The sequence below is a fragment of the Brevibacillus sp. LEMMJ03 genome (assembly GCF_007197875.1).
Taxonomy (GTDB): Bacteria; Bacillota; Bacilli; order Brevibacillales; family Brevibacillaceae; genus Brevibacillus; species Brevibacillus thermoruber.
Genome location: NZ_VKJN01000001.1, coordinates 369,645 through 394,510, shown reverse-complemented (window position 1 = coordinate 394,510; position 24,866 = coordinate 369,645). Strand labels below are relative to the sequence as shown.

Annotated in this window: 33 protein-coding genes and 2 tRNA genes; 2 read left to right on the top strand and 33 right to left on the bottom strand. The window is 58.8% G+C overall.

All coding sequences use genetic code 11. The features are described from left to right. Nucleotides 1–39: 39 nt before the first annotated feature. The 12 genes from FOI68_RS23230 to FOI68_RS01905 form a co-directional block, all read right to left on the bottom strand. Nucleotides 40–204 carry a hypothetical protein gene (locus tag FOI68_RS23230; RefSeq protein ID WP_162836729.1) on the bottom strand — a complete coding sequence of 55 codons (165 nt, stop codon included), beginning with the start codon at nt 202–204 and terminating at the stop codon, nt 40–42. 75 nt (nt 205–279) lie between these two features. Then, nucleotides 280–1,053 (bottom strand): CheR family methyltransferase, encoded by a 774-nt coding sequence (locus FOI68_RS01955; protein ID WP_029099607.1) that lies wholly within the window; start codon nt 1,051–1,053, stop codon nt 280–282. A gap of 233 nt (nt 1,054–1,286) precedes the next feature. Continuing rightward, nucleotides 1,287–1,730 carry a nucleoside-diphosphate kinase gene (gene ndk, locus FOI68_RS01950; RefSeq protein WP_029099606.1) on the bottom strand — a complete coding sequence of 148 codons (444 nt, stop codon included), beginning with the start codon at nt 1,728–1,730 and terminating at the stop codon, nt 1,287–1,289. A 102-nt stretch (nt 1,731–1,832) separates the two neighbouring features. Beyond that, nucleotides 1,833–2,798, bottom strand: a complete 966-nt coding sequence (locus FOI68_RS01945; RefSeq protein ID WP_029099605.1) for a polyprenyl synthetase family protein — start codon at nt 2,796–2,798, stop codon at nt 1,833–1,835. Nucleotides 2,799–2,807: 9 nt separating this feature from the next. After that, the gene (locus tag FOI68_RS01940; protein ID WP_029099604.1) at nt 2,808–3,671 is read right to left on the bottom strand and encodes a menaquinone biosynthesis protein; all 864 of its coding nucleotides are present in this window, start codon (nt 3,669–3,671) and stop codon (nt 2,808–2,810) included. A gap of 4 nt (nt 3,672–3,675) precedes the next feature. Then, nucleotides 3,676–4,272, bottom strand: a complete 597-nt coding sequence (locus FOI68_RS01935; protein WP_143862157.1) for a UbiX family flavin prenyltransferase — start codon at nt 4,270–4,272, stop codon at nt 3,676–3,678. Next, complete coding sequence (locus FOI68_RS01930) at nt 4,269–5,138, bottom strand: UbiA-like polyprenyltransferase (RefSeq protein ID WP_029099602.1); 870 nt, start codon at nt 5,136–5,138, stop codon at nt 4,269–4,271. Before FOI68_RS01930 ends, FOI68_RS01935 begins: the two co-directional genes overlap by 4 nt. 42 nt (nt 5,139–5,180) lie before the next feature. Continuing rightward, nucleotides 5,181–5,900, bottom strand: a complete 720-nt coding sequence (locus tag FOI68_RS01925) for a demethylmenaquinone methyltransferase (protein ID WP_029099601.1) — start codon at nt 5,898–5,900, stop codon at nt 5,181–5,183. Between the two features lie 5 nt (nt 5,901–5,905). Beyond that, complete coding sequence (locus FOI68_RS01920) at nt 5,906–6,739, bottom strand: heptaprenyl diphosphate synthase component 1 (RefSeq protein ID WP_029099600.1); 834 nt, start codon at nt 6,737–6,739, stop codon at nt 5,906–5,908. Between the two features lie 114 nt (nt 6,740–6,853). Continuing rightward, the gene (locus FOI68_RS01915; protein WP_029099599.1) at nt 6,854–7,369 is read right to left on the bottom strand and encodes a hypothetical protein; all 516 of its coding nucleotides are present in this window, start codon (nt 7,367–7,369) and stop codon (nt 6,854–6,856) included. Between the two features lie 56 nt (nt 7,370–7,425). Next, nucleotides 7,426–7,656, bottom strand: a complete 231-nt coding sequence (gene mtrB / locus FOI68_RS01910; protein ID WP_029099598.1) for a trp RNA-binding attenuation protein MtrB — start codon at nt 7,654–7,656, stop codon at nt 7,426–7,428. A gap of 34 nt (nt 7,657–7,690) precedes the next feature. Next, complete coding sequence (locus tag FOI68_RS01905; RefSeq protein WP_143862156.1) at nt 7,691–8,374, bottom strand: lytic transglycosylase domain-containing protein; 684 nt, start codon at nt 8,372–8,374, stop codon at nt 7,691–7,693. Nucleotides 8,375–8,567: 193 nt separating this feature from the next. Here FOI68_RS01905 and FOI68_RS01900 point away from each other — a divergent pair, with 193 nt between their 5' ends. Beyond that, nucleotides 8,568–9,581, top strand: coding sequence for a stalk domain-containing protein (locus FOI68_RS01900; RefSeq protein WP_143862155.1), 1,014 nt, complete (start codon nt 8,568–8,570; stop codon nt 9,579–9,581). A gap of 52 nt (nt 9,582–9,633) precedes the next feature. On the opposite strand, the gene FOI68_RS01895 is transcribed toward FOI68_RS01900, so the two are convergent. The 9 genes from FOI68_RS01895 to FOI68_RS01855 form a co-directional block, all read right to left on the bottom strand. Next, nucleotides 9,634–9,710: transfer RNA gene (locus FOI68_RS01895), tRNA-Pro, on the bottom strand. Nucleotides 9,711–10,029: 319 nt separating this feature from the next. Then, nucleotides 10,030–10,106 (bottom strand) — tRNA-Pro (locus tag FOI68_RS01890). An 80-nt stretch (nt 10,107–10,186) separates the two neighbouring features. Further along, complete coding sequence (gene folE / locus FOI68_RS01885) at nt 10,187–10,753, bottom strand: GTP cyclohydrolase I FolE (protein ID WP_029099596.1); 567 nt, start codon at nt 10,751–10,753, stop codon at nt 10,187–10,189. A gap of 163 nt (nt 10,754–10,916) precedes the next feature. After that, nucleotides 10,917–11,189: an HU family DNA-binding protein gene (locus FOI68_RS01880; protein WP_029099595.1), complete on the bottom strand. Its 273-nt coding sequence runs from the start codon at nt 11,187–11,189 to the stop codon at nt 10,917–10,919. A 255-nt stretch (nt 11,190–11,444) separates the two neighbouring features. Further along, nucleotides 11,445–12,923: a stage IV sporulation protein A gene (gene spoIVA, locus FOI68_RS01875; RefSeq protein ID WP_029099594.1), complete on the bottom strand. Its 1,479-nt coding sequence runs from the start codon at nt 12,921–12,923 to the stop codon at nt 11,445–11,447. A 280-nt stretch (nt 12,924–13,203) separates the two neighbouring features. Then, entirely contained in the window at nt 13,204–13,929 is a 726-nt protein-coding gene (locus FOI68_RS01870; protein ID WP_143862242.1) for a hypothetical protein, read from the bottom strand. An 18-nt stretch (nt 13,930–13,947) separates the two neighbouring features. Then, on the bottom strand, nt 13,948–14,292 hold the full coding sequence (locus FOI68_RS01865; protein WP_035297826.1) for a 2Fe-2S iron-sulfur cluster-binding protein: 345 nt from the start codon (nt 14,290–14,292) through the stop codon (nt 13,948–13,950). A 15-nt stretch (nt 14,293–14,307) separates the two neighbouring features. Continuing rightward, the gene (locus tag FOI68_RS01860) at nt 14,308–14,604 is read right to left on the bottom strand and encodes a 2Fe-2S iron-sulfur cluster-binding protein (protein ID WP_044898451.1); all 297 of its coding nucleotides are present in this window, start codon (nt 14,602–14,604) and stop codon (nt 14,308–14,310) included. 13 nt (nt 14,605–14,617) lie between these two features. Next, nucleotides 14,618–14,806, bottom strand: a complete 189-nt coding sequence (locus FOI68_RS01855; protein ID WP_029099590.1) for a DUF2768 family protein — start codon at nt 14,804–14,806, stop codon at nt 14,618–14,620. Nucleotides 14,807–14,942: 136 nt separating this feature from the next. Between FOI68_RS01855 and FOI68_RS01850 the strand changes: the two genes are divergently transcribed. Next, entirely contained in the window at nt 14,943–15,407 is a 465-nt protein-coding gene (locus FOI68_RS01850) for a hypothetical protein (RefSeq protein ID WP_035297828.1), read from the top strand. Nucleotides 15,408–15,526: 119 nt separating this feature from the next. On the opposite strand, the gene FOI68_RS01845 is transcribed toward FOI68_RS01850, so the two are convergent. From FOI68_RS01845 to FOI68_RS01790, 12 genes are all read right to left on the bottom strand, one after another. Then, complete coding sequence (locus tag FOI68_RS01845; protein ID WP_065066290.1) at nt 15,527–15,796, bottom strand: stage VI sporulation protein F; 270 nt, start codon at nt 15,794–15,796, stop codon at nt 15,527–15,529. Nucleotides 15,797–15,889: 93 nt separating this feature from the next. Then, nucleotides 15,890–16,918 (bottom strand): NAD(P)H-dependent glycerol-3-phosphate dehydrogenase, encoded by a 1,029-nt coding sequence (locus FOI68_RS01840; RefSeq protein ID WP_029099587.1) that lies wholly within the window; start codon nt 16,916–16,918, stop codon nt 15,890–15,892. 57 nt (nt 16,919–16,975) lie between these two features. Then, nucleotides 16,976–17,581, bottom strand: coding sequence for a glycerol-3-phosphate 1-O-acyltransferase PlsY (plsY, locus tag FOI68_RS01835; RefSeq protein ID WP_029099586.1), 606 nt, complete (start codon nt 17,579–17,581; stop codon nt 16,976–16,978). 15 nt (nt 17,582–17,596) lie between these two features. Next, nucleotides 17,597–18,910: a ribosome biogenesis GTPase Der gene (gene der / locus FOI68_RS01830; RefSeq protein ID WP_029099585.1), complete on the bottom strand. Its 1,314-nt coding sequence runs from the start codon at nt 18,908–18,910 to the stop codon at nt 17,597–17,599. 53 nt (nt 18,911–18,963) lie between these two features. Then, complete coding sequence (locus tag FOI68_RS01825) at nt 18,964–19,146, bottom strand: capping complex subunit for YIEGIA (protein WP_029099584.1); 183 nt, start codon at nt 19,144–19,146, stop codon at nt 18,964–18,966. A gap of 4 nt (nt 19,147–19,150) precedes the next feature. After that, nucleotides 19,151–20,056, bottom strand: coding sequence for a YIEGIA family protein (locus FOI68_RS01820; RefSeq protein ID WP_029099583.1), 906 nt, complete (start codon nt 20,054–20,056; stop codon nt 19,151–19,153). 5 nt (nt 20,057–20,061) lie between these two features. Then, nucleotides 20,062–20,697, bottom strand: a complete 636-nt coding sequence (locus tag FOI68_RS01815) for a YphA family membrane protein (RefSeq protein WP_143862154.1) — start codon at nt 20,695–20,697, stop codon at nt 20,062–20,064. Between the two features lie 66 nt (nt 20,698–20,763). After that, nucleotides 20,764–21,828, bottom strand: coding sequence for a type 2 isopentenyl-diphosphate Delta-isomerase (fni, locus tag FOI68_RS01810; RefSeq protein WP_143862153.1), 1,065 nt, complete (start codon nt 21,826–21,828; stop codon nt 20,764–20,766). Nucleotides 21,829–21,929: 101 nt separating this feature from the next. After that, nucleotides 21,930–23,102, bottom strand: coding sequence for a 30S ribosomal protein S1 (gene rpsA / locus FOI68_RS01805; protein ID WP_029099580.1), 1,173 nt, complete (start codon nt 23,100–23,102; stop codon nt 21,930–21,932). 156 nt (nt 23,103–23,258) lie between these two features. Further along, nucleotides 23,259–23,855, bottom strand: coding sequence for a lysophospholipid acyltransferase family protein (locus FOI68_RS01800; protein WP_044898445.1), 597 nt, complete (start codon nt 23,853–23,855; stop codon nt 23,259–23,261). Then, nucleotides 23,852–24,523: a (d)CMP kinase gene (cmk, locus tag FOI68_RS01795; protein ID WP_035297839.1), complete on the bottom strand. Its 672-nt coding sequence runs from the start codon at nt 24,521–24,523 to the stop codon at nt 23,852–23,854. Before cmk ends, FOI68_RS01800 begins: the two co-directional genes overlap by 4 nt. A 147-nt stretch (nt 24,524–24,670) precedes the next feature. Beyond that, nucleotides 24,671–24,853: a hypothetical protein gene (locus FOI68_RS01790; protein WP_029099577.1), complete on the bottom strand. Its 183-nt coding sequence runs from the start codon at nt 24,851–24,853 to the stop codon at nt 24,671–24,673. Between the last annotated feature and the right edge of the window lie 13 nt (nt 24,854–24,866).

Sequence of the window (24,866 nt, the reverse complement as noted above, 5' to 3'; positions counted from 1 at the left end):
TCTCCCTCGCAGGAGAAGCGTCAATCGGATTCGCGGCGCTCACATGTGATGATACACTGTCAGATAAGAGGAAAGCGGCCGCCGGAGGTGATTCGCGCGGACGAGTTTGTCCAACTGCTCCTTTTCCGCGCCGAGGATTTGCCCGCACTCCTGAAGCGTAATCAGACCGCGTCGGTATGCTTCGATGACCTTTTGCTTGTCCATCTGCTTCCTCCCCTATTGGTAGATAGCATTAGTGTTGGGAAAAAACAGCAGGGATATACCAAGGGCACGTCCGCCTTATCCCATTTTCCGATAAAAAAACGTGTCTTCCGACTCCAACTGATACTGCTGCGGCTGGAAAATCTGCTCCGTGCTCCCGACGAACAGCACGCCGCCCGGCTTTAGCGCCCGGCTGAACTTGTGGTACAGCTCGTGCTTCGCCTCCTCGGTGAAGTAGATCATGACGTTGCGGCAGATGATCAGGTCGAACTGGGAGTCGAACGGATCAGCCAGCAGGTTGTGCTTGCGGAACGTCACCCGGTTTTTGACCTCGTCGGCAATCCGGTAGCTCATCGTGTCCTTGACGAAGTACTTGGCCACCAGATCCTTGGGACAATCCTGCAGCGACCGCTCGGTGTAGACCCCCTGTTTGGCCTTGGCCAACGCCCCTTCGTCAATGTCGGTGGCGAGCAGCGACGCCTCCCAGCGGTTGCGCATCAGGATCAGCGACAGCGTGTACGGCTCTTCGCCGGTGGAGCAGGCGGCGCTCCAGCACTTCAGCCGGGGCGACTGCTTGACCAAGCGGGGCAGGATCTTGTGTTCCAATACCTCCCACCGGCCCGGGTTGCGGAAAAATTCGGACACGTTGATCGTCATCCGGTCGAGAAATTCGTAGAACAGGTCCTTGTCCTTGGAGATGGCCTCAAAGTACTGGGCGAACGTGGAATAGCCCCGCTTCAGCCTGAGCGAGGTCAACCGCCGCTTCATCTGGGCTTCTTTGTAAAGGGCGAGATCGATTCCTGTCAGTTTCTTTACGTTGGCGATAAACTGGAGAAAATCCTTGTCTTCCATGATTGCGAAAATACCCCTTTTACTCGTGTTGGAAGGCGTGCCCGCCGGCAAGCGCTGCACGTTTTGAAGCGGCGAAACGCCCCCTGGAAGACGCTGCTTCACTTGGTGGGAACGGCGCTGTTTTGCCGCTTATCCATGCGATTCGCCCTTTTTCTGCAAAATCCTGCCGATTTTTGTTGACATTTGGCGAAAAAAGAAAAAGACCCCGCGTGCGGAGTCTTTCCCCATCCCTCTTAGATCCAGCGTTGGATCGTTTTTTCGTAGGAGAGCACTTCCCCTTCGTTGAACCAGAGAGCGATTTCGCGCTCGGCGCTTTCCGGGGAATCGGAACCGTGGATGATGTTCATGCCCACGGAAGTGGCGAAGTCGCCGCGGATGGTGCCCGGTGCCGCATCCGCCGGGTTGGTTTTGCCCATCATGGCGCGCGCGGTCGCAATCACGTTGTTGCCCTGCCATACCATGGCAAAGACCGGACCGGACGTGATGAAGTCGACCAGTTCGCCGAAGAACGGGCGCTCTTTATGTTCAGCGTAGTGCTTCTCGGCCAGTTCGCGGCTGACGTTCATCAGCTTCGCGCCTACCAGTTGGAAGCCTTTTTTCTCAAAGCGGGAAACGATTTCCCCGATCAGGTTGCGCTGCACGCCGTCAGGTTTCACCATCAGAAACGTTTTTTCCATCGTAAGTATGCCTCCAGTACAGCTATGTATTGGTGCTTGCACACCAACGAAAATTTTATCAAAAGAGCGTGGGGCAAGCAACAGCCCCCCGTGAAAAAGCGATTAAAATTTCCGGTCCACCATGAAATTGGCGATGCCGAGCAGGGACTTCTTGGTCTGGTTGTCCGGCAGTCCGGCCAGCGCCTCCCGCGCACGGGCAATGTACCGCTCCGCCAGCCCCTGGGCATAGGCGATGCCGTCGTCGTTTCGCACCAGTTGGATCGCTTCATCTACGTGATTCCGGAGCGTATTGTCGCGAATCCACGCCTGAAAGCGGTCGCGCGACTTGCCGAACCGGGCGGTGTACATCGCCGGCAGCGTAATGTTCCCCTGGCGCAGGTCGCTTCCCGCCGGTTTGCCCAACTGCTTTTCCGTTCCGGTGAAGTCGAGGATGTCGTCGGTAATTTGAAACGCCATCCCCACGTTGTAGCCGTACCGGTACATCTTGCGGACCAGTTCGGGGCCGGCGCCGCTGGCAATCGCCCCCATCTGGCAGCTGATGGCGATCAAGAGCGCCGTCTTCCGCTTGATCCGGCGAAGGTACGCGCGGAAGTTCTGCTCCCAGTTGTTCAGGTCGCGCACTTGTTCGATCTCGCCTTTGACCACTTCCACAATCGCGTTGGAGAGAATCCGGTGCAGTTCGGGAATGCGCAGCTCGGCCGCGATGGACAGCGCCCGGGCGAAAATGTAGTCCCCCGTGTACATCGCCACCTTGTTGTCCCATTGGGTGCGAACGGTGTCTCTCCCGCGCCGCTTGTCCGCATCGTCGATCACGTCGTCGTGCACCAGCGTCGCCATGTGGATCAGCTCCAGCGGCACGGCCACGTGCTTCAGCCGCTTCACGTCGTAGTTGCCCCACTTTCCGCCGAGCAGCACAAACACCGGGCGTATCCGTTTTCCCCCCGCCTTGAGCAGGTGTGTGGACGAGAGGTACAAGTCCCGCACGCCGGTATCGATCGACTGTTCCAGTTCCTTTTCGATGTACTGGACGTCGTTTTTCAGTTGAAAGTAAATATCGACTAGGTTCATCCGCTCCACCTATTTCGTCAACGTAATGTGGGACTGACAACCGGGATGTTCCCACACGGACACGGTCACCGGTTCGGGCAGCAGGCCCAGCTCCGCCGCGCACCGGTAGTAGTATTCCAGCCCCGTCCGCTGCTCGTCCCGGAAATCGTGCACCAGCCCCCGGAAGTACTGACGCCAGTGTTCCTTTTCGCCGCCAAACTGCCCGTGCACGTAGTCCACCAGCGGGTCCAGGTTTTGGCGGGTCTTCTCCTTGCTGGCCAAAAAGGCCTCGTGAACCTCGCGCAGCAGGTCGGCCTGTTCGCCGATCACCTCTTTGCGCACGGCCCACAGGGCAAACGTCATGGTATACCCGGTAAAGCGATGCCACAGTTCTCCCAAATCGTAGACGTGATAGGGCCCGCCCTGGCGGTAGGCGAAAATGGCGTCGTCGCCGATCAGGAGCGCCCCGTCCGCGTCCCGCATCATCTCCGCCAGCACCGGTTCCTGTGTCACGTACGAGACGTGCAGGCCGTAAAACGTTTGCAGAATGATTTTCAGCAAATTGACCGACGTGGCGGACGTGTTGGTCAGGGCGATCCGGGCACCGTCCAGCGCCTCGATCGGCCGCTTGCTGAACAAGAAAATGGAGCCTACTCTCCCCTTGGCGCTGACGGACAGGTCGGCCAGCGCCAGATAGCGGGAGGCATGCTCGGCGTAACTGAAGGACGAAATCGGTCCGAGATCGATCTCGCCGCGGGCCATCGCCCGATTCAACTGGGCGGGCACCTGCCGGATGAAGTCGATCCGGTCTTCGAAGCGCTCCTGGTCAAAGTAAAAGTAGACAGGGAGTACGTTGGTGTAAAGGATTTGTCCAATGCGCAAGGACTTCTGCATGATCTTATTCCCCCCAGCGCCGGAACAGCTCGTGCGGTACATCCAGCGCGTCCAGTGCTTTTCCCACGACAAAATTGACAAGGTCGTCCATGGTCTGCGGCTTGTGATAGTACCCCGGCATGGCCGGCAGAATGGTAACGCCGAGGCGGCTCAGCTTCAGCATGTTTTCGAGCTGGATGGCGTTCAGCGGCGTCTCCCGCGGGACAAGCACCAGCCGGCGCCGCTCCTTCAGCATCACGTCAGCCACCCGCTCCAGCAGGTTGCCCGACGCCCCGTGGGCGATGCCGGAAAGCGTTCCCATCGAGCAGGGGACGACCACCATCCCGTCGCACCGGTACGAGCCGCTGGCGGCCGGGCAGTTGAAATCGCGCATGCCCCAGTAATGGAGGACGCCGGGTAAATCCTGCTGCAGTTTTTCCCGGATCAGGGCCTCCCGGTCGTCGGTGTTCCAGTCCAGCTCGTCCCGAAACACCTGCCAGCCGGCCTCCGTGATCATCAAGTGTACGGTATGGCCGCCGCGCAGCAGTTCTCGGACGAGTCTGACGCCGTAGACGGCGCCGCTCGCCCCGGTGATGCCAACGGCCCATTTTTGTGCGCTCATGTTATCACCAGATCAATCATGGTAAACGTAAACATGACCATGCTCAAAATGCCGTTCATGTTGAAAAAGGCCACGTCCAGCTTGGACAGGTCCGTCGGTTTTACCAGTGTATGCTCGTACACCAGGATGGCGCCGGAAATCAGCACGCCGATCAGGAACCAGACGGACAGGTTGGCGGTAACGTACAGAGACAGGAGGCCGACGAACGTGATGACGTGGCAGGCCCGTGCCACCAGCAGGGCGTTGGCGATGCCGAAGCGGCTGGGCATGGAATAGAGCCCTTCCCTGCGGTCAAACTCGAAGTCCTGGCAGGCGTAAATGATGTCAAAGCCGGCAGTCCAGAACATGACGGACAGGAACAGCAGCAGTCCGGTGAAATCCACCTGGCCGGTCGTCGCAACCCAGCCCCCCAGCGGCCCGAACCCGATGGCCACGCCGAGCACGAAATGGCAGAGCCAGGTAAAGCGTTTCGTGTACGAGTACAGGATCAGGACAAACACCGCGAGCGGCAGCAGTTTGACGGCCAGTGCGTTCAACTGGAAGGCGGCGAAAAACAGCACGGCGAAAGAGGCAACGATAAAGACGACAACCTCGGCCACGGAAATCAGTCCGGCCGGAATGGCCCGGTTGGCGGTACGCGGATTTTTCGCGTCGATGTACCGGTCGATCAGCCGGTTCAGCGACATCGCCGCGCTGCGCGCTCCCACCATGGCCACGGTCACCCAGAAAATCTCCCTCCAGGTGGGCCAGGCGTTCTCTACTACAATGTTGCCCAAGACCGCTCCCATGAAAGCAAACGGAAGGGCAAAAATCGAGTGTTCAAACTTGATCATTTCCAAAATAATTTTCAATTTGCGAAGACTCACGTGAAAACACTTCCCATCCACAGAAGGATGCCTACTGGCAAATTATGCTTTTGTGCCGATGTGCAGGGCCGCCACTCCGCCCATGAACAGCTTTACCTGAACCGGCTCCAGTCCGGCCCGTTGAAACATGCGGGCAAGTTCGCGGCTGTCCGGGAAATGGGTCAGCGACTGCGGCAGCCAGGCATACTCCTCGTATTTGTTTACCGTCCATTTGGCGATCAGCGGCAGGATCTTGTAAAAGTACAGGTAGAACAGCTTGCGGTACGGTAAAAACGGCGGTTTGGACACCTCCAGCGAGACCACTTTCCCGCCGGGTTTGACCACGCGCGTCATCTCGTTCAGCACCGTCTGGATGTCGGGGACGTTGCGCAGCGCAAAGCCGATGGTGACGAAATCAAAGGTGTTGTCCTCGTACGGGAGCTGCATCGCGTCGCCGTTGACCAGCGTGACCACGCTGCCGACGCCTTCCCGCTCCACCTTGTACGCGCCGACGTCGAGCATGTTCTGGCTGAAGTCCAGACCGACGACGCGCCCTTTTTCCCCGACCGCCTTGGCCAGCGCGATCGTCCAGTCGCAGGTGCCGCAGGCCACGTCAAGCGCCGTGTCGCCCGGCCGTATGTTCATCTGCTTCATCGTGTAATTGCGCCAGGCGATGTGGCTGCCGAAACTGATGATGTTGTTCATCTTGTCGTACTCTTCCGCGATGCTTTCAAACACGGAATGGACGTACTTCGCTTTTTCCTTCATCTGGATCTGATTCACCTGGACTACATCTCCTCAATGACCCGTTTCAGCCGGTTGACGCGGTGCGAGTAGCGGGAGGTGATCCACGTCAGCACGTGACGGGTCTCTGGCGGATGCAGCGAACGAACCAGTTGTTCGCAGATGCTCATCAGTTCCATCGCTTTCGCTTCCAGAGCCGCCGCCACCTGGGCGATCGTCGCTCCCGGTTTTTGCAACAGAAAGCGGGAGAAGCCAAAGGGAACCTGTTGTTGCCACTTTAACTGCTCCCACTCGCCCAGCATGTTCTCCACGGCCGCCGTCTCTTCAAACAGGGCCGTCCAAAACCGGCGCGTTTCTTCACTGTCCGCGTACTTGTCCACGATGGCCACGTACAATCCCGTGTCAATCTCCGTCCGCAGCGTCAGGTACTCGTCGGACGACAGCCGGCCGTCGCGTTCCGCCATGTACAGCGTCATTTTCGCTTCGTTTACCCGCTGGATGGCGTCCGACAGCACTTGAATCGCTTCCATTTCACCGGCTTCGGCGAGCATTTGGTAGTACCGGCTGCTGTAGTAGTCGCCGGCCAGAACGGTGAGCTGCCGGCTGCGCTCTGCCGCCAGCGAATTGTCATAAGAATTTTTGACGCGCTCGTGCATGTCAAGTCCCAACTGGACGAGGCCTGTCGACATGGAGAACGTCCGCGCCCGTTCCTTGGTCATGCCCCGCTCCAGCAGAAACAGGTACAACAGCGCAAGCCGGTTTTCCGCTATGGCCGGAACATCGACGTATTGTTCTACAAACGAATGGGTGATGCTTTGGTAGATCTGGTCGATGATCGCTCGAACCTCGTCTACGTATGGGGTCTGTTCTTTGCTCATGCGTCCTCCTCCACAAGCGGTTCAACCTGGTTGGTGCCTGTTTCCGTTCGCTTTCACCTTCTCGCCGGGACCCGGCAAAAAGTCCGTCCCTACCATCATACCACACTTCTTTGGTCAGGGACTAACTCTCTGGTAAAAATAAGGGTCGATTCGTACGGGAAAACGGGCTCTGATGTGCGATTCCAGATCGGCAATCTGCTCCGGCGGCGTTTCGTAGGCTGACTTGTCCTTGCGTTGGGCTTCGACGGCGATCAGGAGCTTGGGGGCCGGCGTGTCGGGTTCCACTTCCAGCAGGCGGATGTAGACCTGCTCCACGTTGGCAGTCAACCGAAACAGATCGCGCACTAGGACGTAAAAATCGCGGTACACGAGCGGCAGTTCCGCACGCTGACCGGAGGAAACGGCCAAATCGACATGAACCGACGGATTTTCCCATTTTACACGCTTAATATTATAATGAGTCGACATGAAAGTAAATAAATCCACGACATTTTGCTCGCTCAGGTCGACCGGGCGAGACGCTTGGAACGCGGGTATGTCGGGCTGGTTCCAGGGCACGCCGGGAACCAGCGACAGCATGAGAGCGAGCAGCGTGGAGACGGCAATGGCGGCCAGCAGCCTGCGGGGCATGAGACATCCCTCCTCACCACCATTGTACAAAACAAAAAAGCAGGCTATGCCTGCTTTTACTCCGACGTCTCGATCACGCCGTGATGGGTGTAGATCACCGCTTTGCCGCGCACCTTGATGGCGGACGTGTGTTCCGTGAACTGGGCGATCATCACTTCGCCCTTGTCCAGCTTTTCCGTGTGGTGAAAGCGCGTGTCGGAACCGCGCGTCAAGCCGATGACGTGAACGCCGTTTTCCTTTGCTTTGACGACAAAGTAGTCTTGCTGCGTATATGGCGATTGTGCCACCTTGTTTCCTCCTTACCCTGCTGAACTGCTACCCCTATGATGTCCCGCCGCCGTCCAACCGTTGCATGATTTTCGCGACGTAGCGCTGGGTCTCGCGGGGCAGTTGATCGTACCGGGCTTCCAGCTCTTCGTCGGTGTCGATGCCCAGGCGGTCGATCCGGCCGGGACCGGCATTGTAGGCGGCCAGGGCGACCTTCACATTTCCGTCGTACCGATCGAGCAGGCTGCGCAGGTACCTGGTGCCCCCCGCCAGATTTTCATCGGGGTTGTAAGCGTTTCGCACGTGCATGGCCCGTGCCGTGCTGTCCATCAACTGCATCAGCCCTTTTGCCCCTGCGCGGGAAACGGCATTGGGGTTAAAGTTGGACTCCGCCCGAACCACTTCCCGGACCAGGTCTTCATCCACCCCGAACGTGCGGGCGACATCGCTGATTTTCTTCAAGATGGACTGGCGGCTGACAGGCGTGTGCGCCGTCTTCTCCGCGTCGCGCGGCGGCTCGTCACCGAAGGCCCGGTCAAACTCCCAGTCGGGAGAGCCGTCCAGTTCCGCCAGTATCTCTTCGGCGGCGATGACACGCTGCCCGCTGGCCAGTTCCGCCTGCAGCAGGTCGGCAAACTGCGCGTCCCCGCCGAGCGGATCGGGAGACGTGCCCGTGCCATTGATCCGGGGCTGCGGTGTGATGTGGAGATACGGCTGAAACGATACGGACATCTTCATTCGGGAACAACCTTTCCTCGCTTGTCTTCACCCCTCATTATAGGGAAGAAAAATCAGGAAGCCAATAGCCAATTTGCCAAAAGGAAGCGCCGCGGCGGCGACCGATTGAAAAAACTGGCGCGGACGCGAAACGAACGGACCGCTTTCCCTGTCTATACCAGTAAAGACAAGAAACCCGAAGGAGAATGTCCCCATGAAGCAAGGAAGATACCGCCTCGCCACCGTCGTTCTCGCTGCATGCATGAGCGGATGGGCACCTTCCGCTTTTGCGGCCGCTGCCGACGCGCCGCTGACGATTCAGGTAAACGGTGCCGTCGTAGAGACGCCGGCCGGCATCCACGCAGCCGGCGACCAGTTGATGGTACCGCTTCGCTGGACAGCCGAGCAGTTGGGCGCCACCGTGGAGTGGGAGCCGTCCGCCAGAGCCGTCATCATCAGCAGGCCGCCCGTGATGGCGAAACAAAAGATGCTCGATTCGTACCGGCAGGGTCTGACGCTCCAGAGTCCGGAAAAGGAGAAGCAGATGTGTCCGATCCCTGCCGGGGCCAGGCAGCTTCGTCTCCCTGACGGCGAGACCCGTCCCCTGGTGCTGCACCTGAAACAAACCGGGCAGGGGAGCAAACCGAAACTGACCGTATCCCAGGGGAACGACGGGTACGTCATCTACGACGCGGCGTTTCGCGACGGCCGCGTCTACGTCCTGCAGGACTGGCTGGAGGAGCTGTTCCACGCCCGCGTGCAGTACGACAAGACGGCCCGCACCCTGTCCATCCAGACGCCGCAGCCGGAAGCGATTGAGGAGCAGATTGCCGAGATTGAACGGCATCTCGTTCCGTCCACGCCTGACGAAGCGGTGATGCTGTGGGGACGCGGCGAACAGACGCGGAGCGGCGCCCTGCAGTACGCCGCCCTCTCACCCGAACTTCGCAAACAGTTGAACCGCATCCCGGACGAGATGAACTGGGTGACCGGCGTGTCCAGCCCCTGGGTCGGCCCGATTACCGTGAAGGAAAAGAAAAAGCTGAGCGAGACCGCCTTTGCCTACACCGTGACGTTCCCGGAGATCACGTCCGCAGGGCCTCCCTATCCGACAGCGACGGAGCAGTTTGTGGTAGAGCGGCTGTCCGCAAACGGGACGACGGGATGGTATATCACCGACATGGTGCAGGCCAGCCCGTACGGCCTTTTCAGCCCAAACGCTTCATGAAACCAAAAACGTCTCTGCCGGATGATCCCAGCAGAGACGTTTTTGGTTGAAATGGTCGGAATGCAGGGATTTGAACCCTGGACCTCACCCACCCCAAGGGTGCGCGCTACCGGACTGCGCCACATCCCGACGAAACATTCCTGAGTGGAACATCGCCTATTATAAGGGAACCACACCCATTCTGGCAAGAGAATCATGGAAAAAAACGTGCGAAAGTATGCGTTCACGCAGGCCGATCCGTTTTACGAGACATTCGAACACAGCTGGGGCTTTTCCCCAATCGGGAGGTACAGCCATATCTCGCGCGGTCGTTTGTCTCCCCTACCGGCCCGGGAACCAACGTGCCGGAAGCCGGATCCTGCCGCGGCATGGCCGCGACCTGCACAAACAAAACGCCTCTCGTCCAATCGGATTGGCACGAGAGGCGTTCTTCCATGATAGAAGTAGATGGTCGGAATGCAGGGATTTGAACCCTGGACCTCACCCACCCCAAGGGTGCGCGCTACCGGGCTGCGCCACATCCCGACTGTACATCTGTACTATACAATATTTTAACCAGGGTGTCAATACCTTTCTGTCTCTTTTCTCTTTCCAAGTTATGCAAGTTATGTACGTATGAGGCTGAACACTTCCGCGCGCGCTGCCGCGTCATTGGCAAAGATGCCGCGTACCGCGGACGTCACCGTTTTGGAGCCCGGCTTCTTCACTCCGCGCATGGTCATGCACATATGCTCCGCTTCCACGACCACAACGACTCCGTGCGGGTCCAGCTTGCGGACGATCGCGTCAGCTACGGTCGACGTAATGCGCTCCTGCAGCTGCGGTCTGCGGGCTACCGCTTCGACGGCCCGGGCCAGTTTGCTCAAGCCCACCACGCGGCCGCCGCGAGGGATGTACGCGACATGAGCCTTGCCGAAGAAGGGCACAAAATGGTGTTCGCACATGGAGTAGAACGGAATGTCCTTCACCAGCACCATCTCTTCGTGATCTTCGCTGAACACCGTCTCAAAGTACTCTTCTTCGTTTATTCTCATGCCTTCAAACACTTCTGCATACATCTTCGCCACCCGTTTGGGCGTATCCAGCAATCCGTCCCGATCCGGATCGTCGCCGATCGCTTCGATGATCATGCGGACCGCCTGCTGAATTTTCTCCAGATCGACCTCTTTCATGTCAAAACCTCCCTCTCCTGCGGATGAAACAAGCCCATCTTATCACATTCCCCTGAAAAAAACAAAACGATCCGCATATCGCGAAGCATCTGAGAACGTGAAAAAAATCCACATTTCATCAATGTGGATTTTTATGTAAGTGTTTCGTTAACCGATGTAACGATTACTTGATGGAGTCCTTGAGTTGTTTACCAGGCTTGAATGCCGGTACCTTGCTGGAAGCGATCTCGATCTCTTCGCCGGTTTGCGGGTTGCGACCTTTACGAGCCGCACGCTCGCGAACTTCGAAGTTACCGAAACCAATCAGTTGAACTTTCTCTCCGTTTTTCAGTGCTTCCGCAATTGCGTCAAGAACTGCATCAACAGCTTTTGTTGCATCTTTCTTGGTCAGTTCGGTGGTCTCAGCCACTTTTGCAATCAGTTCTGTTTTATTCATTTCTTGTTCACCTCCCCTCAATGTACGCCACATCGTTGGTATTACTACTTTTCTTAACCGAATCCAATCGTTTTATACACACGATTGGGTGTTTTTACCGCTCTGACAAGCTTATAGTAATACACCATCCTTGTAAATTCAAGCCCCCTCCTGTCGAATTTAAGCGAAATCCAAGAAAAAAAGGCTTCCCGTCCCGCCGGGAGCCTCTGTTTGCCCTGCTTTTCGTAGGACTTAACGCCCACTTTTTCCAGTGTCTTACAGAATAATCGCGATGAGTCCGCCCGATCCTTCGTTGATGATCCGCCCCAAGGTCTCCTGCAGCTTGTAGCGGGCGTTGTCCGGCATCATCGTGATCTTGGCCTGGATCCCTTCCCGCACGATCGAATGCAGCGAGCGGCCAAAGATGTCCGAGTTCCAGATCGACAGCGGGTCTCTGTCGAAGTCCTGCATCAGATAGCGGACCAGTTCTTCGCTCTGCTTTTCGGTGCCGATGATCGGCGCGAATTCCGACTCCACGTCGACGCGAATCATGTGAATCGACGGAGCCGTCGCTTTCAGGCGGACGCCGAAACGGGGCCCCTGCCGGATCAGTTCGGGTTCGTCCAAGGTCATCTCATGCAGCGACGGTGCGGCGATGCCGTAGCCGGTCGTCCGGACCATGTGCAGCGCCTCCGCCACCTGGTCGTATTCCCGCTTGGCATGGGCAAATTCCTGCATGATTTTCAGCAGGTGATCCTTGCCGTTGATTTCGACTCCGACGATTTCCATCAGGATGCGGTCGTACAGTTCGTCCGGCGCGTACAGGTCGATCTCGGCAATCCCCTGCCCCATGTGCATTCCGGCCAGCGATGCCCGCTCCACAAAATCGTACTCGTTGAAATAGCTGACGACCCGGTCCACGTCGCGCAGGCGGCGGATGTCCTTCACCGTCTCCCGCACCGCTTCTTCGTAGTTTTGGCGCAGCCAGTGTCCATTTTCCAGTACCATTACCCAACTGGGCAGGTTCACGTTTACCTCGTGCACAGGGAATTCGAACAGCACTTCCCGCATCAAGAGCAGGATTTCGTGTTCCGTCACGTTGTCGACGGAGAGGGCCAGCACCGGCACGTCGTATTTCTCCTGCAGCTCCAGCCGCAGGTTTTGCGCTTCTTCCGAACGGGGACGGGTGGAGTTGACCAGGATGACAAACGGCTTGCCCACTTCCTTCAGTTCGGCCACGACCCGCTCTTCCGCTTCGATGTAACCGCTGCGGGGAATCTCCGCGATGCTCCCGTCCGTGGTGACGACGATCCCGATGGTGGAGTGTTCCTGGATGACCTTGCGCGTTCCCACTTCCGCCGCTTCCTCGAATGGAACCGGCTCCTCGTACCACGGCGTGTTGACCATGCGCGGGCCGTTTTCGTCTTCAAATCCCTTCGCGCCCTGCACGGTGTAGCCGACGCAGTCAACGAGCCGAACGTTGATGCTGAGCCCTTCCGTCACGTTTACCTGTACGGCCTGATTCGGAACAAATTTGGGTTCCGTCGTCATGATCGTTCGGCCGGACGCACTCTGCGGCAGTTCATCCGTGGCGCGTATCCGCTCTGCCTCCGACTGGATGTTGGGGATGACGACCTGTTCCATGAACCGTTTGATAAAAGTCGATTTGCCCGTCCGGACAGGTCCCACGACGCCCAGGTAAATATCCCCGCCCGTCCGTTCGGCAATGTCTTTAAAGATGTCGACTCGTTCCACCATCGATGACCTCCTTCTATTTGTCTATTGATACACTATGACCATTTTTCCGAATTATCCCTGACCGCCAGTATTTTCCCGATAATCTCGTACTAGAATCGTGGACAATACATGTATATGTGCGCTCCGGTCCGCTAGAACAAAAAAACCGCCCGGACGTGCGGAAGGACTCCCCCTGCCGGCCGCAGGCTGTGCAGCCGGGAAGCATCCGCATCGAGTCGGGCGGGATGTATGAACATGTGAGAAAGGCGGCCGCTTAACGGGCCGCCTTTGCGCCTCCTTACAGTTTCAGCAGGCGCGGTTCGCCGTTTACCATTTCGTAGGGAAACGACTTGGCCGGGACGAACATGGAATGCCGCGCCATCACATAGCGCGGGTCGGTATTTTCCTTGACCTCCGCTTTTGTGCTGCGCAGGACGTTGGCAATGTCGGCGGCGTAGTCGATGCCGACTTCACCTTTGGCGTTCATGACGAGCGGGAGCAGATAGCTGCCTACCGTCGACTGGACCTGCACATCCTGCATGGACATCTTTTCGAAATCGATGGAATAATAGCCGTTGCCCAGATCCGCTCTGATCGGCAGCTTGCCGTAATTCCGCAGGAAGCGGTTGACGGCGCTCTGCACGTCGGCCACCTTGCTGACGGCGCCCAGATGGATCAGCCGAACGGTCGGCTTGGTTTCCACATCAATCAGCACGTACTTGTACACGCCGCCTTTTTCAAACGAGTTGCCCGGCGCATCCGGCAGGTATTTGGGCATCATTCTGCGAAAATCGATCTCGTACTTCTCGAAGATCGGCGTATCCAGCGGTTTCGTCACAATCGGCAGCACGCCCGTGTCCTTTTGGAACTGTTCCACCGCCTTTTGCGTCGCCTCCAGGTAAAATTCGCTGGGAATCTGGTTCTCCATTTTCCGTTCTTCCGGATACAGACAGCCGCCCAACAGGGCAGACAAGACCGCCAGCATCACCGGCAGCCGCAACGTAGTGCGCCATGTTTGCCACATCACCTGTTACACCTCTTGCTACCATTCTTCTTCCTGGGCGCGCTGCGACTCCAGCGCCGCCCGCACGACCGACTTCCATCGGCTCTCCGGGATTCGCACCGTGCAGTCCTGACCGGTCGTTTTCGCCTGACAGGCCAGCCGGATGCCTTTGCGCAAATCCTCTTCCGGCATCTTGCGCCGCTCCAACGGCGTCGGTTCGGACAATCTTCCGCTTTCCACGACGATGCGGCACATCAGGCAGGAGGCGTGTCCGCCGCACCGCTGCGGGATGACGACCCGCGCCGCCTGGGCTGCGCTTGTGACCAATTGTCCCGGCCGCGTCTTTACGCTTTTTCCCGCGGGCAAAAACGTCAGTTTTCCCATGCTGTCAGCCCCCTGTCAATACGGGCGGTGAGCCAATGTCACACGCCCCTGTCTGACTATTTGGATTTGGCAGCCCAGACGGTACCCTTCCGCGCGCTCTGCCTTGCGAAGCCGCAGCTTCTCCTCGTTTGTCACGTCATTGAGGCAGTCGGCTCCCTCCTGCACCAGCGTTCGGCACTGGGCGCAAATCCCCCGCTCGCAGGCGTATCCCCACCCCAGCTTGTGCCGTTTGGCGATGGACACGATCGTCACATCGGTTTCCACGGGCAGTTGATGGGTGCCGGTACGCGAGATCAATGTCAATTGCGCCATCGCTTGCCCTCCTTTATGCAAAAATCACGATCAGAATCATCACGAATACGGCCAGCAGCATCAGAAACGCGACCGTCTTCAGCAGGAACGACACCAGGCCGTTTTTGGTCTTCCGCGCATAGAGCACCATGAAATTGCAAACGAACATCAGCGCGATGGCGACAAGCGAGATGTTCATCTTGGTCATTGGATCGATAGGCATATGTACGACAGCATCCTCTTTTCCGTTTTTGAAACATTATACCATACTTCTTTTTCTGCCGCTCCCGTCCGGTGAACCTCATTCTGGACGTTCGCATAGACTATCGTGATGAATCCGCCTATTGGAGGGATGGCAGATGACCACACGGAAATGGCGTAATCCCTACGCCCCCATACCCAGCAAAAAGCTGAACGAGAAGGCGCAGGAGGTATCGCTCGCCGTCACGCCGCGCAAGGCCGTGCCGGAAGTCATCGACCTGCGCACGTCCGTCTCCCGGATGCGCAGCAACATCAAGGGGATCAGCAGCACGATCCGCCAGGTCGAAGAAACGATGGATACGCTGTACGGCGCGATGCAAATCTTCGAAAGACTGGGAAAACGCTCTGCGGATGCGGAGACTGCGGAAAAGCCGGCCGGCAAACGGCAGTCTGCAGAGACAAGCAGCCCGGCCAACGAAGGGACGGAAGGCAGCAGCGGGGGCGGCAATCCGCTGGGGAACATCGACATCGGGCAGCTTCTCGGCCTGCTGCAGTCCCCGCTGGTGCAAAGCCTGCTGAGCCAGACGGCAAACGGAGCCGCGAAACGAAAAAAAGAGGGATGACATCCCTCTTTTTTTCTTGAATCTGTAGACCAGCCATGTCCCTGTAGAGCCATGATTGTTCCTAGTCATACTGTATGACGTTTTACGCAGCGGGGAACGGGCATAATCGCCCAATTCTCTTACTTCAGCAACTTGCCGAGCGAGGATAGGTCATTGAGGTTGATCTCCTGGTTGCGGAACATCTGCACGACCTTGTCTTCCTGTTCCTCGTTCAACTTTTTGCCGCTCAGTGCGGCGAGCGATCGGATCACGTGGCGCAGTTTGGCCTCGTCTTCAAAGTCGCTGCGCGTGAATTGGCTGGCCAGCGCACGCAGCCTGCCCTCATCCACGTTTCCTCCCGCTTTTCCCTGCAAACGGTCCAAAAAACGACGCGACACGTTGTTGCTCATCGTTTCAGCTCCTCCTTACGGCCTTAGGCGTTACAGCCACATCATTAACGTATGTGCGGGAGCCTAAAAAGGTGAGCGAACGCCTACGCGTCTTTACACGCCGAAAGGACCGAGGTACTCCATCTCGCGCGTGCGGCCGCGTCCCATCAGTTCTTCCACGCCCTGTCGGGGCGACTTGCCTTCAAACAGAATGCCGTACAGCACCGAGGCGATCGGCATGTCGACCTGTTTGCGGCTGGCCAGGGCGTACGCGGCTTTGGTCGTGCGCACGCCTTCCACCACCATGCCCATCTGCTGCAGCACCTCGTCCAGCGGTTTGCCCTGGCCGAGCAGATAGCCGGCCCGCCAGTTGCGGCTGTGCTTGCTGGTGCAGGTGACGATCAGGTCGCCCACGCCGGCCAGTCCGGCAAACGTCAGCGGCATGGCCCCCAGCTTGATACCGAGCCGTGTAATTTCCGCCAGGCCGCGGGTGAGCAGCGCCGCTTTGGCGTTGTCGCCAAATCCCAGCCCGTCGGACATCCCCGCTCCCAGCGCGATGATGTTTTTCAGCGCGCCGGCGATTTCCGCCCCGACCAGGTCAGAGTTGGTGTAGACACGGAAATACGTGTTCATGAAAAGGTCCTGCGCCCGCAGCATGCAATCCTCGCTGGCGGAAGCGACCACCACCGTGGTCGGCGACCGGCGCACCACTTCCTCCGCGTGGCTCGGTCCGGTCAGCACAACCAGCCCTTTGCTGATGGGCTCGGGCACTTCCTCGCCGATCACCTCCGACATGCGCTTCAAACTCTCCAGCTCAAAGCCTTTGGCGGCGTGAATCAGCAGCACGTCCGGGCGCAAAAAGGGCGCAAGCTCGCGCGTCACCTGCCGCATCGCGTGTGACGGGACGGCCAGCAGCACCACCGGTTTGTCCGACACGACCTCCCGCAGATCGACAGACGCGCGAATCCCGGGCGACAGCGTCACGCCCGGCAGGTACTTTTCATTGGTATGACGAGTGTTGACCTCGTCGGCGAGTTTCGGATCGCGCACCCAGACGTTCACGCGATGGCCGTTGTCCGCCAACACCGAGGCCAGCGCCGTACCCCAACTGCCGGCGCCGATAACGGCAACATCCTGATTCAAATGATCCCCCTCCACTTTTCCATGTTCCCATGCGATGTGTATCCGGGCACGCCTGCCCTACTGCAGATTGCGCTGGGACGGTTCCCCCAGCTTGCGCTCTCTGCCTGCAAGAAGATTTTGGATATTGTTGTAATGGCGGACGTAGGCGAAGACGGCCAGGGCCACGCTGACCCAGACGAACGCCATGTCCTTGGAGAGCAAAAACAGACACACCGGCAGGAGTGTCACAAACACGAGCGATCCCAGCGACACATATCGCGTCACGGCAATGACCAGTACCGTGATGATGACTGTGATGAGAAAGGCCAAAGGAGAGAAGCCCAGTGCCACGCCCAGCGTGGTGGCGATGCCCTTCCCCCCGCGAAATCCGAAAAAAACGGGCCAGTTGTGCCCGACGATGGCAAACAGGCCGGACAGCGCGTACGCCGTCGGATCGCCGTTTGTCAGCAGGTGTGTGATGCCCATCGCGGCCAGCCCCTTCAGCGCGTCCAGGACCAGCACGGCGATGGCCGGTCCTTTCCCCAGAACGCGCAGGGTATTGGTCGCGCCCGCGTTTCCGCTGCCGTGGGAGCGAATGTCAATGCCCGCGATCTTTTTGGCGATAAGATAGCTGAAGCTGATCGAGCCGATCAGGTAACTGATCACCCAGGACAAAAACACCATGGTTGTTTCCTCTCCCTATGTTTTTTTGCGCGTCCAGATCCGGATCGGCGTGCCTTCGAAGACAAACGCCTCCCGTATTTTGTTTTCAATGTAACGCTCATAGGAGAAATGCATCAGTTCCGGGTCGTTGACAAACAGAATGAACGTCGGCGGTTTGACGGCCGCCTGCGTCGCGTAGTTGATCTTCAGCCGCTTGCCCCGGTCGGACGGCGGCGGCGTCATGATCGTCGCGTCCGTGATCAGGTCGTTCAGCACCGCCGTGGAGACTCGCATCGAATGCGCTTCCGCCACCTGGTTGACTTTCGGCAAAATCGTGTGAATCCGCTGCTTGGTCTTGGCCGAGACGAACAGGATCGGCGCGTAGTCCAGATACTTGAACTCTTCCCGGATCAGCTCCGTGAACCGCAGCATCGTCTTGTCGTCCTTTTCAACCGCATCCCATTTGTTGACGACGATAATCACGGCGCGGCCCGCTTCGTGGGCGTAGCCGGCGATCTTCTTGTCCTGCTCGATAATGCCTTCTTCCCCGTTCAGGACAACCAGCACGACATCCGACTCTTCGATGGCCTTCATCGCCCGCATCACGCTGTATTTTTCCGTCGTTTCGTACACCTTGCCCCGTTTGCGCATCCCGGCGGTGTCGATCAGGATGTAGTTCTGTCCGTCGCGCTCAAACGGCGTGTCGATGGCATCCCGCGTCGTGCCGGCCACATCGCTGACGATGACGCGCTCTTCGCCCAGGATGGCGTTGGTGAGCGACGATTTCCCCACGTTGGGCCGTCCGATGATGGAGATGCGGATCACGTCGTCGTCCCGCTCTTCGTCCTCTCCGCCCGGGAAGTGCTTCACCACCTCTTCGAGCACGTCGCCCAGGCCGAGCCCGTGACTGCCGGAAACGGGGAACGGATCGCCCAGTCCCAGCGTGTAAAAGTCGTAAATGTCAGCACGCATGTCCGGATTGTCGATTTTGTTGACGATCAAAACAATCGGCTTCCCGGTGCGGTTCAGCATGCGGGCCAGCTCCTGATCGGCGTCGGTCACGCCGGTTCGGCCGTCGGTCACCATCAGGATGACGTCCGCCTCGTCGATGGCCAGCTCCGCCTGGTGGCGCATTTGCGTGAGAATTTCGTCGGTCTCGCCAAATTCGATTCCGCCGGTATCGATGACGTGGAAGTGGCGGTTCAGCCATTCTCCCTTCCCGTACAGGCGGTCGCGGGTCACGCCCGGCTTGTCCTCCACGATGGCGATGCGCTCGCCGACCAATCGGTTAAAAATCGTGGACTTGCCCACGTTGGGTCTACCCACAATGGCTACCACTGGCAATCCCATAGTTGACAACACTCTCTCTCATATCTGTTTTGACTAGCTAATCATACCACACTCTACTTGTGACGAACAACGATCAGGGTCTCGTCATCCAATTCGTGCACCATCGCGTCCAGCACTTTTTCCAGCGTAAACGCCGTCTGCTGCATTCGCTCCCGGCTGGGGACGACGAAAACGGGAACGCCCCCGGCGACGTGCTCTTTGTTGGTGGTGACCACCGCTACGATCCTGGCGGACATGGCCTTACCCTCCCTGTTCGACTGGAGGTGCCTCTTTCGGCATCCGATAGACGCTCTCCAGAATCGGCACCGCTTCGATGACCGCTTTGGCCCGCTCGTGACTGCGCACCTGCGGCAGCAAAAACACGCCCAATCGGCCCGTCTCCAGATCCCGTTTCACCAGCGGCGTGAGCGACGGCTCCCCCTCGTCGGTAAAAACGCCCATCTGCGTCGCCACGTCGTGCAAAATCGCCTGCCGCTGGCCCGGATGGGCAATCGAGACGGTGGCGTTGTCATCCTTGGGCACCAGAATGAAGCCCATGCCCCGTTTCTGGATGAGCTCCTGGGCGTTTGTCAAGCCGACGTTCATGATGTAAATGTCGCCCACGTACAGGTTTTTCCCCTCCACCCGAACCTCCGCCGGCTGTACCTCCACAATGCTGGCGAGCGTTTGGCCGGATTTGAGCAGGCGCGAGATGACCAGTGCCGCGATCCCCACCAGGCAGCCTCCCCACCAGTTGAACAGCACGGTGGCAAACGTCGTCACCAGCGAGGTGAAGATGACCAGGTAGTTGCGCCCTTCGAACACCATCGCAATCCCCTCGATGTACGGCCCGCCCCGCGGAACCAGCTCCCGCTTGTCGATCTCCGTCAGCGTCGTCCGCTCCATGTTGCGGACATCGCGAAACTGTTGGGCCGCCACGGTCAGAAACGTGACGGCGGTGTAGTCCTGCTTCAGCAGCGACGGCACGGCCAGCGACCCCAGCGCGGACGCGATGACGCCCAGGGAAATGTGGATGATCTTGCCGTGGGGAAAGGTCGGATACTGCCGGTAGTCGGTGCGAAGCAGGTACAGCCGGCAGAGAATGCCGAAGCCCAACCCGAGCGCCAGCGGAATGACATACTCATTGGCAAACAGTTCTCGAAACATCGGCATCACCTGTGCGTATCGGAATGGGACGATTCAGTCTCCCGGTATCCAAACAGCCGTCTGGCCGCCGCCAGCACCGACCCGGTCAGGGTCCAGAGCGAGGCAGCGCTCCACAGCAGATCCTGGGCATATCCGCCGCCGATCTCGCAGGTCCCCGACAGCCTCCACACATACAGCCCGTACAGCACATCGGCGGCGGGAAGGGAAACGGCGAGCAAATAGAGGCGGGCCAGTCCGCTGCGGGCGATGGCGAACACGGCCAGCACCGCTGCCGCCGGCAGGAGAACCGCTTCGTCCCACACCTGCAGAACCGGGTCGGTAAAAAAGAGCCAGCGCAGCCAGAACAGCGTCATGCCAACAGCGGCTCCGGCCAGCAAATGGAGGCGGCGCTTGTCTTCGGCCAGCCGGCCGTACAACCAACCGCCGCAGAGAAGAGGCAGAATCGTTCCGCTGAGGCTGACCTGCAGGGGAAGAAAAGTGAGCTGCCAACTGACAAACGTGCAGACGAGAAACGCGGCGAGCACGGCCAGGGTGCCCGCGCGCGTCAGGCCCCAGTGCTTCAGCGGCCGGTCGAAACTGCCCATCCAGACGAGACAGAGAAAACACCACTGGATGAGGATCGCAAGCGTTCCCTCGTTCATGTCCATCTCCTCACGTTGCGGGTGTCTTCCAAAGTATGCCTCATCCAGCGGCCTTTCATGAGTGAATCAGAGCGGCTCCTCGTCCCGCCGGGCGTAGCGCTCCGGTTCGCGGCCGCGCAGCCGCGCCCGCTCCGCCGTCACCCCCGTGATCAACACCGGAACCCGCCGCAAATCGGCCGGCTCCGCCGCACCCAGCGCCGTCATCGCCACCCGCAGTTGATGATGCCAGGCGTCGACAGCAGCGAGGCACACCTCCAGCGTCTCGTGTGTCACCAGGCGCAAGAGGGCGCCCGCCACGCCCACGGCGGAAGCGCCCAACGCCAGCGCCTTGGCCGCATCCAGCCCGTGCCGGATCCCGCCTGTTGCGATCAGACGGACGCCATCCAGGCGGCAGGCATCCGCTTCCAGCAAGCTCTCCGGCGTCGACAGCCCCCAGCTTTCAAACATCGGCAGCGGCGCTGGATGGCGCTGATTCTCCACTTTTGCAAAATTGGTGCCGCCCCTGCCGCCTACGTCGATGATCGAGACACCGGCGGAAGCCACCTGCTCGATCGAACGGCGGGACATGCCAAACCCCACTTCCTTGACGATCACCGGAACGCCGACCGCCTCGCGAATCGCCCGAATCCGTTCCAGATAGCCGGTAAAATCGCGGTCTCCCTCCGGCATCAGCAGTTCCTGCATGACGTTGAGATGAATCTGCAGGCCGTCGGCGCGAATCATCTCCACCGCGCGCTGCGCCTGTTCCACCGTCGCTTCCGCCCCCAGATTGGCAAACACGATGCCGTCCGGATTTTCCCGGCGCACCACCGCGTAGCTCTCCACCACGGCCGGATCGCGCAGCGCCGCCATTTGCGACCCCACGGCCATCGCCAGTCCCTTTTCCCGGGCGACGATCGCCAGCAGCCGGTTGATCTCGGTGGCGGTGGCCGCTCCCCCTGTCATCGCATTGATCAGGAAGGGGGACGAGAGGCGAAACGGCGGGAGGTCCGTCTCCAATTTCGTGTTACCATAAGATATATTCGGTAAACTGTTTGGCACAAACGACAGATCGTCCCAGGCGTTTCCCTTCGCGTCCGCCGTCGCCAACGCGTACTCGATGTGCTCCATTTTTCGCTTCGCTCGCTCCATGTCCGCCTCCCGTTCCACTGCTATCCCCGTCCGTCATGGGCAGCGCCCACGGCGGACCGGACCTGAAAAAAGGGATACGCCTGCGCGTATCCCCTCGGTTCTTACTTCAATTTTTCTTTCAGATCGCCGAACAGTTCGCCCAGCGTAACGCCCAGCGGCTGGTTGTTTTCCTGCTGGAACTGCTGCTGTTCCCGCTTGCTGGCGCGCTCCGCCTGCTCGGCGCGTTCCTCTTCGACGGCGCGAATGCTGAGGCTGACGCGCTGTTCGGAGGGAACGACATCCAGTACCTTCACCTGCACCTCTTGACCTTCCTTCAGCACTTCACCCGGCGTAGCAACGCGGCGGTTGGCGATTTGCGAGATGTGCACCAGTCCCTCGACGCCCGGCGCGATCTCCACGAAAGCGCCAAAGGAGACGAGGCGTTTCACGGTACCGGTCACGACATCTCCCTGCTTGAACTGTTCGCCCACCTTTGCCCAGGGACCCGGCTGGGTTTCCTTGATGCTCAGGCTGATGCGCTCGTTTTCCTTGTCGACTTTCAGCACTTTCACCTGTACCTTGTCGCCTTCCTTCACCACGTCGGACGGTTTTTCCACGCGGTGCCAAGCCAGTTCGGACACGTGTACCAGGCCGTCTACCCCGCCGATATCGACGAACACGCCAAAGTCGGTCATGCGCTGTACCGTTCCCTCCAGCACCTGGCCCGGCTGCAGGCGTTCCAGTACGGATTGTTTTTGCTGTTTCGCTTCTTCTTCCAGCACCGCTTTGTGGGACAGGATCACTTTGTTCTTGTCCTTGTCCATCTCCACCACTTTCAGCCGCAGCGTCTTCCCTTTGTAATCGGAGAAGTCTTCCACGAAGTAGCGTTCCACCATGGAGGCCGGAATGAAGCCGCGCACGCCTACGTCCACGACGAGACCGCCTTTGACCACTTCCTTGATTTCGGCTTCAATGATTTCGCCGGATTCCATTTTTTTCTCCAGGTCCGCCCACGCCGCTTCCATGGCGACGGCTTTCTTGGATACGACCAGCTCTTCTTTCTCGTCGTTCAGCTTCAGCACCTTTACGTCAAAGGTGTCGCCGACGGAGACCACGTCGGATACTTTCTCCACGTGCAGCGGAGAGAGCTCGCTGATCGGAATCAGGCCGTCGTATTTGTAGCCTACGTCTACCAAGGCCTGTTTGTCTTCCACCTTGGTGACGGTAGCCTTCACTACATCCCCTACGGAAATGGTTGTTGCATCCGTCAGGCTTACGTTGCTTTCTTCCATCATGAATAAAACCTCCTTAAATACCATCCAGTCCCATGCTGTCTAAAAAGAAGCGGGAGCAGTATATTTTTAACTACCGCCGGTAGGCTAGCAGTTAGTTGACAAGCCAAGAAGTTCCAGCAGAATTAGTATTCTACCCTTTGTTATTTCTATACCGCCTCACGATGAACGGTGCTGATCAAGCAGCGACTGAATGTGCGACATGATCAGGTCGGTCGTCTCCTTGAGGGTGTCGGACCCCGGTTTGGCTGCACGCTGGGCGGATAAGTCGATGGGCGCGCCGTACACGATCTTGACCGGGCGGAACCACCTGTACGGGCCGACAATCGCCACCGGTATCACCACGGCCTCCGATTTCAGGGCAAACATGGCCGCTCCGGGCATGCCTGGCCCCAGTTTCCCCGTTTTGCTGCGGGTCCCCTCCGGAAAAATTCCGAAGATTTTTCCATCTTCCAGCAACTTGAGGGCCGTGCGGATGGCGGCCCGGTCGCCAGCCCCCCGCTTGACGGGAAAAGCGCCGAACTTGGTGATGAAGTAGGAGAGGACCGGGATGCGGAACAGCTCCTCTTTCGCCATGAAGTGCACCGGCCGGTCGATTCCCGCACCCAAAAGGGGCGGGTCCCACAGCGAGATGTGATTGGCGCAGAGAATAACAGGGCCTTCCTTAGGTATATGTTCCGCACCGATTACTTGCCAACGAAAGACGATGGAAAATATGGCGCGGAACAGGCCGCGGAAAAAACGATAAGTGCTCACTGTATCGACTCACCCGACCGTTCGCAAATTTTCAAGATTCGCTCCACGACCTGATCGATCGTCATCCCTGTCGTGTCCACCAGCACGGCGTCGTCCGCCTGGCGCAGGGGAGCCGCTTCCCGCTCCATGTCCCGTTTGTCCCGCTCGGCGATTTCCGCTTCCAGCGTGGCCAGATCGGTTTGGTGCCCCTTCGCCAGCAGTTCTTTCAACCGCCGCTCGGCACGCTCCCGGGTGGAAGCCGTCAAGAAGATTTTTACATCGGCATCCGGCAGCACGTGGGTACCGATGTCCCTGCCGTCCATGACGACGTTGCCGCCTGCTGCCATATGACGCTGCAGCACCAGCATCTGCTCCCGCACGGACGGGTAGCTGGCGACGATGGACGCGTACTGGCTCACTTCGGGCGTGCGGATCTGATCGGTGATGTCCTGACCGTTCCAGAACACGCGCTGGCTGTCGCGTTCCCGTTCGAGCCGGATTTCGCTTTCCCGCAGCAGTCCGGACACCGCCGCTTCGTCGTCGATCGGGACGCGGTTGTTCAGCACCGCCCACGCCAGCGCCCTGTACATCGAGCCCGTGTCGATATACAGGTATGCCAGCCGTTTCGCCACCTGCTGGGCAACGGTGCTTTTGCCCGCCCCGGCCGGACCGTCGATTGCAATGTTCATTCTGTTCTCACCTGCTATGTATGAAAGTCCTGGAAGAAAAGAAGAAAAATAGAAACAAGAAAAGCTTCTGTCGAAGCCCCTTTCGCGTCGTCGCCACTCTCTATGTTATCTTTAATAGTACCATAGTATGGAAGCATGCGCAAACCTTTAGGGCTGTCCCGGCACACCTTCCAGCCGGTGGGTCTCCACGAAAAAGGCGCGAACCGGTTCAAGCTCGATCAGCAGCTCCCCGAACGTCAGCATGATGAAGCTGATGGCGATCAGCGCGATGATTCCCTTTTCCACCCGCCGGGAGAATCGGCGATAGCGCTCGTTGAAGTCGTTGGCCATCGGGGGTCATCCT

What these genes read in the sequence shown, in the direction of transcription:
- cmk (WP_035297839.1), bottom strand. Translation starts at nt 24,523, where the DNA reads ATGAACATTGCAATCGACGGTCCGGCCGGGGCGGGCAAAAGCACCGTT.
- ndk (WP_029099606.1), bottom strand. Translation starts at nt 1,730, where the DNA reads ATGGAAAAAACGTTTCTGATGGTGAAACCTGACGGCGTGCAGCGCAAC.
- FOI68_RS23230 (WP_162836729.1), bottom strand. Translation starts at nt 204, where the DNA reads ATGGACAAGCAAAAGGTCATCGAAGCATACCGACGCGGTCTGATTACG.
- FOI68_RS01820 (WP_029099583.1), bottom strand. Translation starts at nt 20,056, where the DNA reads ATGTTTCGAGAACTGTTTGCCAATGAGTATGTCATTCCGCTGGCGCTC.
- FOI68_RS01860 (WP_044898451.1), bottom strand. Translation starts at nt 14,604, where the DNA reads ATGGCGCAATTGACATTGATCTCGCGTACCGGCACCCATCAACTGCCC.
- FOI68_RS01855 (WP_029099590.1), bottom strand. Translation starts at nt 14,806, where the DNA reads ATGCCTATCGATCCAATGACCAAGATGAACATCTCGCTTGTCGCCATC.
- rpsA (WP_029099580.1), bottom strand. Translation starts at nt 23,102, where the DNA reads ATGATGGAAGAAAGCAACGTAAGCCTGACGGATGCAACAACCATTTCC.
- folE (WP_029099596.1), bottom strand. Translation starts at nt 10,753, where the DNA reads ATGAAAGAGGTCGATCTGGAGAAAATTCAGCAGGCGGTCCGCATGATC.
- plsY (WP_029099586.1), bottom strand. Translation starts at nt 17,581, where the DNA reads ATGGTGTTTTTGTCCTGGGTGATCAGTTACCTGATCGGCTCGATCAGC.
- FOI68_RS01845 (WP_065066290.1), bottom strand. Translation starts at nt 15,796, where the DNA reads ATGAGCAACAACGTGTCGCGTCGTTTTTTGGACCGTTTGCAGGGAAAA.
- FOI68_RS01955 (WP_029099607.1), bottom strand. Translation starts at nt 1,053, where the DNA reads ATGGAAGACAAGGATTTTCTCCAGTTTATCGCCAACGTAAAGAAACTG.
- FOI68_RS01865 (WP_035297826.1), bottom strand. Translation starts at nt 14,292, where the DNA reads ATGGGAAAACTGACGTTTTTGCCCGCGGGAAAAAGCGTAAAGACGCGG.
- FOI68_RS01905 (WP_143862156.1), bottom strand. Translation starts at nt 8,374, where the DNA reads ATGAAGATGTCCGTATCGTTTCAGCCGTATCTCCACATCACACCGCAG.
- FOI68_RS01815 (WP_143862154.1), bottom strand. Translation starts at nt 20,697, where the DNA reads ATGAACGAGGGAACGCTTGCGATCCTCATCCAGTGGTGTTTTCTCTGT.
- FOI68_RS01880 (WP_029099595.1), bottom strand. Translation starts at nt 11,189, where the DNA reads ATGAATAAAACAGAACTGATTGCAAAAGTGGCTGAGACCACCGAACTG.
- FOI68_RS01945 (WP_029099605.1), bottom strand. Translation starts at nt 2,798, where the DNA reads ATGAACCTAGTCGATATTTACTTTCAACTGAAAAACGACGTCCAGTAC.
- FOI68_RS01870 (WP_143862242.1), bottom strand. Translation starts at nt 13,929, where the DNA reads ATGTGGCAAACATGGCGCACTACGTTGCGGCTGCCGGTGATGCTGGCG.
- FOI68_RS01790 (WP_029099577.1), bottom strand. Translation starts at nt 24,853, where the DNA reads ATGGCCAACGACTTCAACGAGCGCTATCGCCGATTCTCCCGGCGGGTG.
- FOI68_RS01850 (WP_035297828.1), top strand. Translation starts at nt 14,943, where the DNA reads ATGACCACACGGAAATGGCGTAATCCCTACGCCCCCATACCCAGCAAA.
- FOI68_RS01900 (WP_143862155.1), top strand. Translation starts at nt 8,568, where the DNA reads ATGAAGCAAGGAAGATACCGCCTCGCCACCGTCGTTCTCGCTGCATGC.
- der (WP_029099585.1), bottom strand. Translation starts at nt 18,910, where the DNA reads ATGGGATTGCCAGTGGTAGCCATTGTGGGTAGACCCAACGTGGGCAAG.
- FOI68_RS01825 (WP_029099584.1), bottom strand. Translation starts at nt 19,146, where the DNA reads ATGTCCGCCAGGATCGTAGCGGTGGTCACCACCAACAAAGAGCACGTC.
- fni (WP_143862153.1), bottom strand. Translation starts at nt 21,828, where the DNA reads ATGGAGCGAGCGAAGCGAAAAATGGAGCACATCGAGTACGCGTTGGCG.
- FOI68_RS01935 (WP_143862157.1), bottom strand. Translation starts at nt 4,272, where the DNA reads ATGAGCGCACAAAAATGGGCCGTTGGCATCACCGGGGCGAGCGGCGCC.
- FOI68_RS01940 (WP_029099604.1), bottom strand. Translation starts at nt 3,671, where the DNA reads ATGCAGAAGTCCTTGCGCATTGGACAAATCCTTTACACCAACGTACTC.
- FOI68_RS01915 (WP_029099599.1), bottom strand. Translation starts at nt 7,369, where the DNA reads ATGCCCCGCAGGCTGCTGGCCGCCATTGCCGTCTCCACGCTGCTCGCT.
- FOI68_RS01920 (WP_029099600.1), bottom strand. Translation starts at nt 6,739, where the DNA reads ATGAGCAAAGAACAGACCCCATACGTAGACGAGGTTCGAGCGATCATC.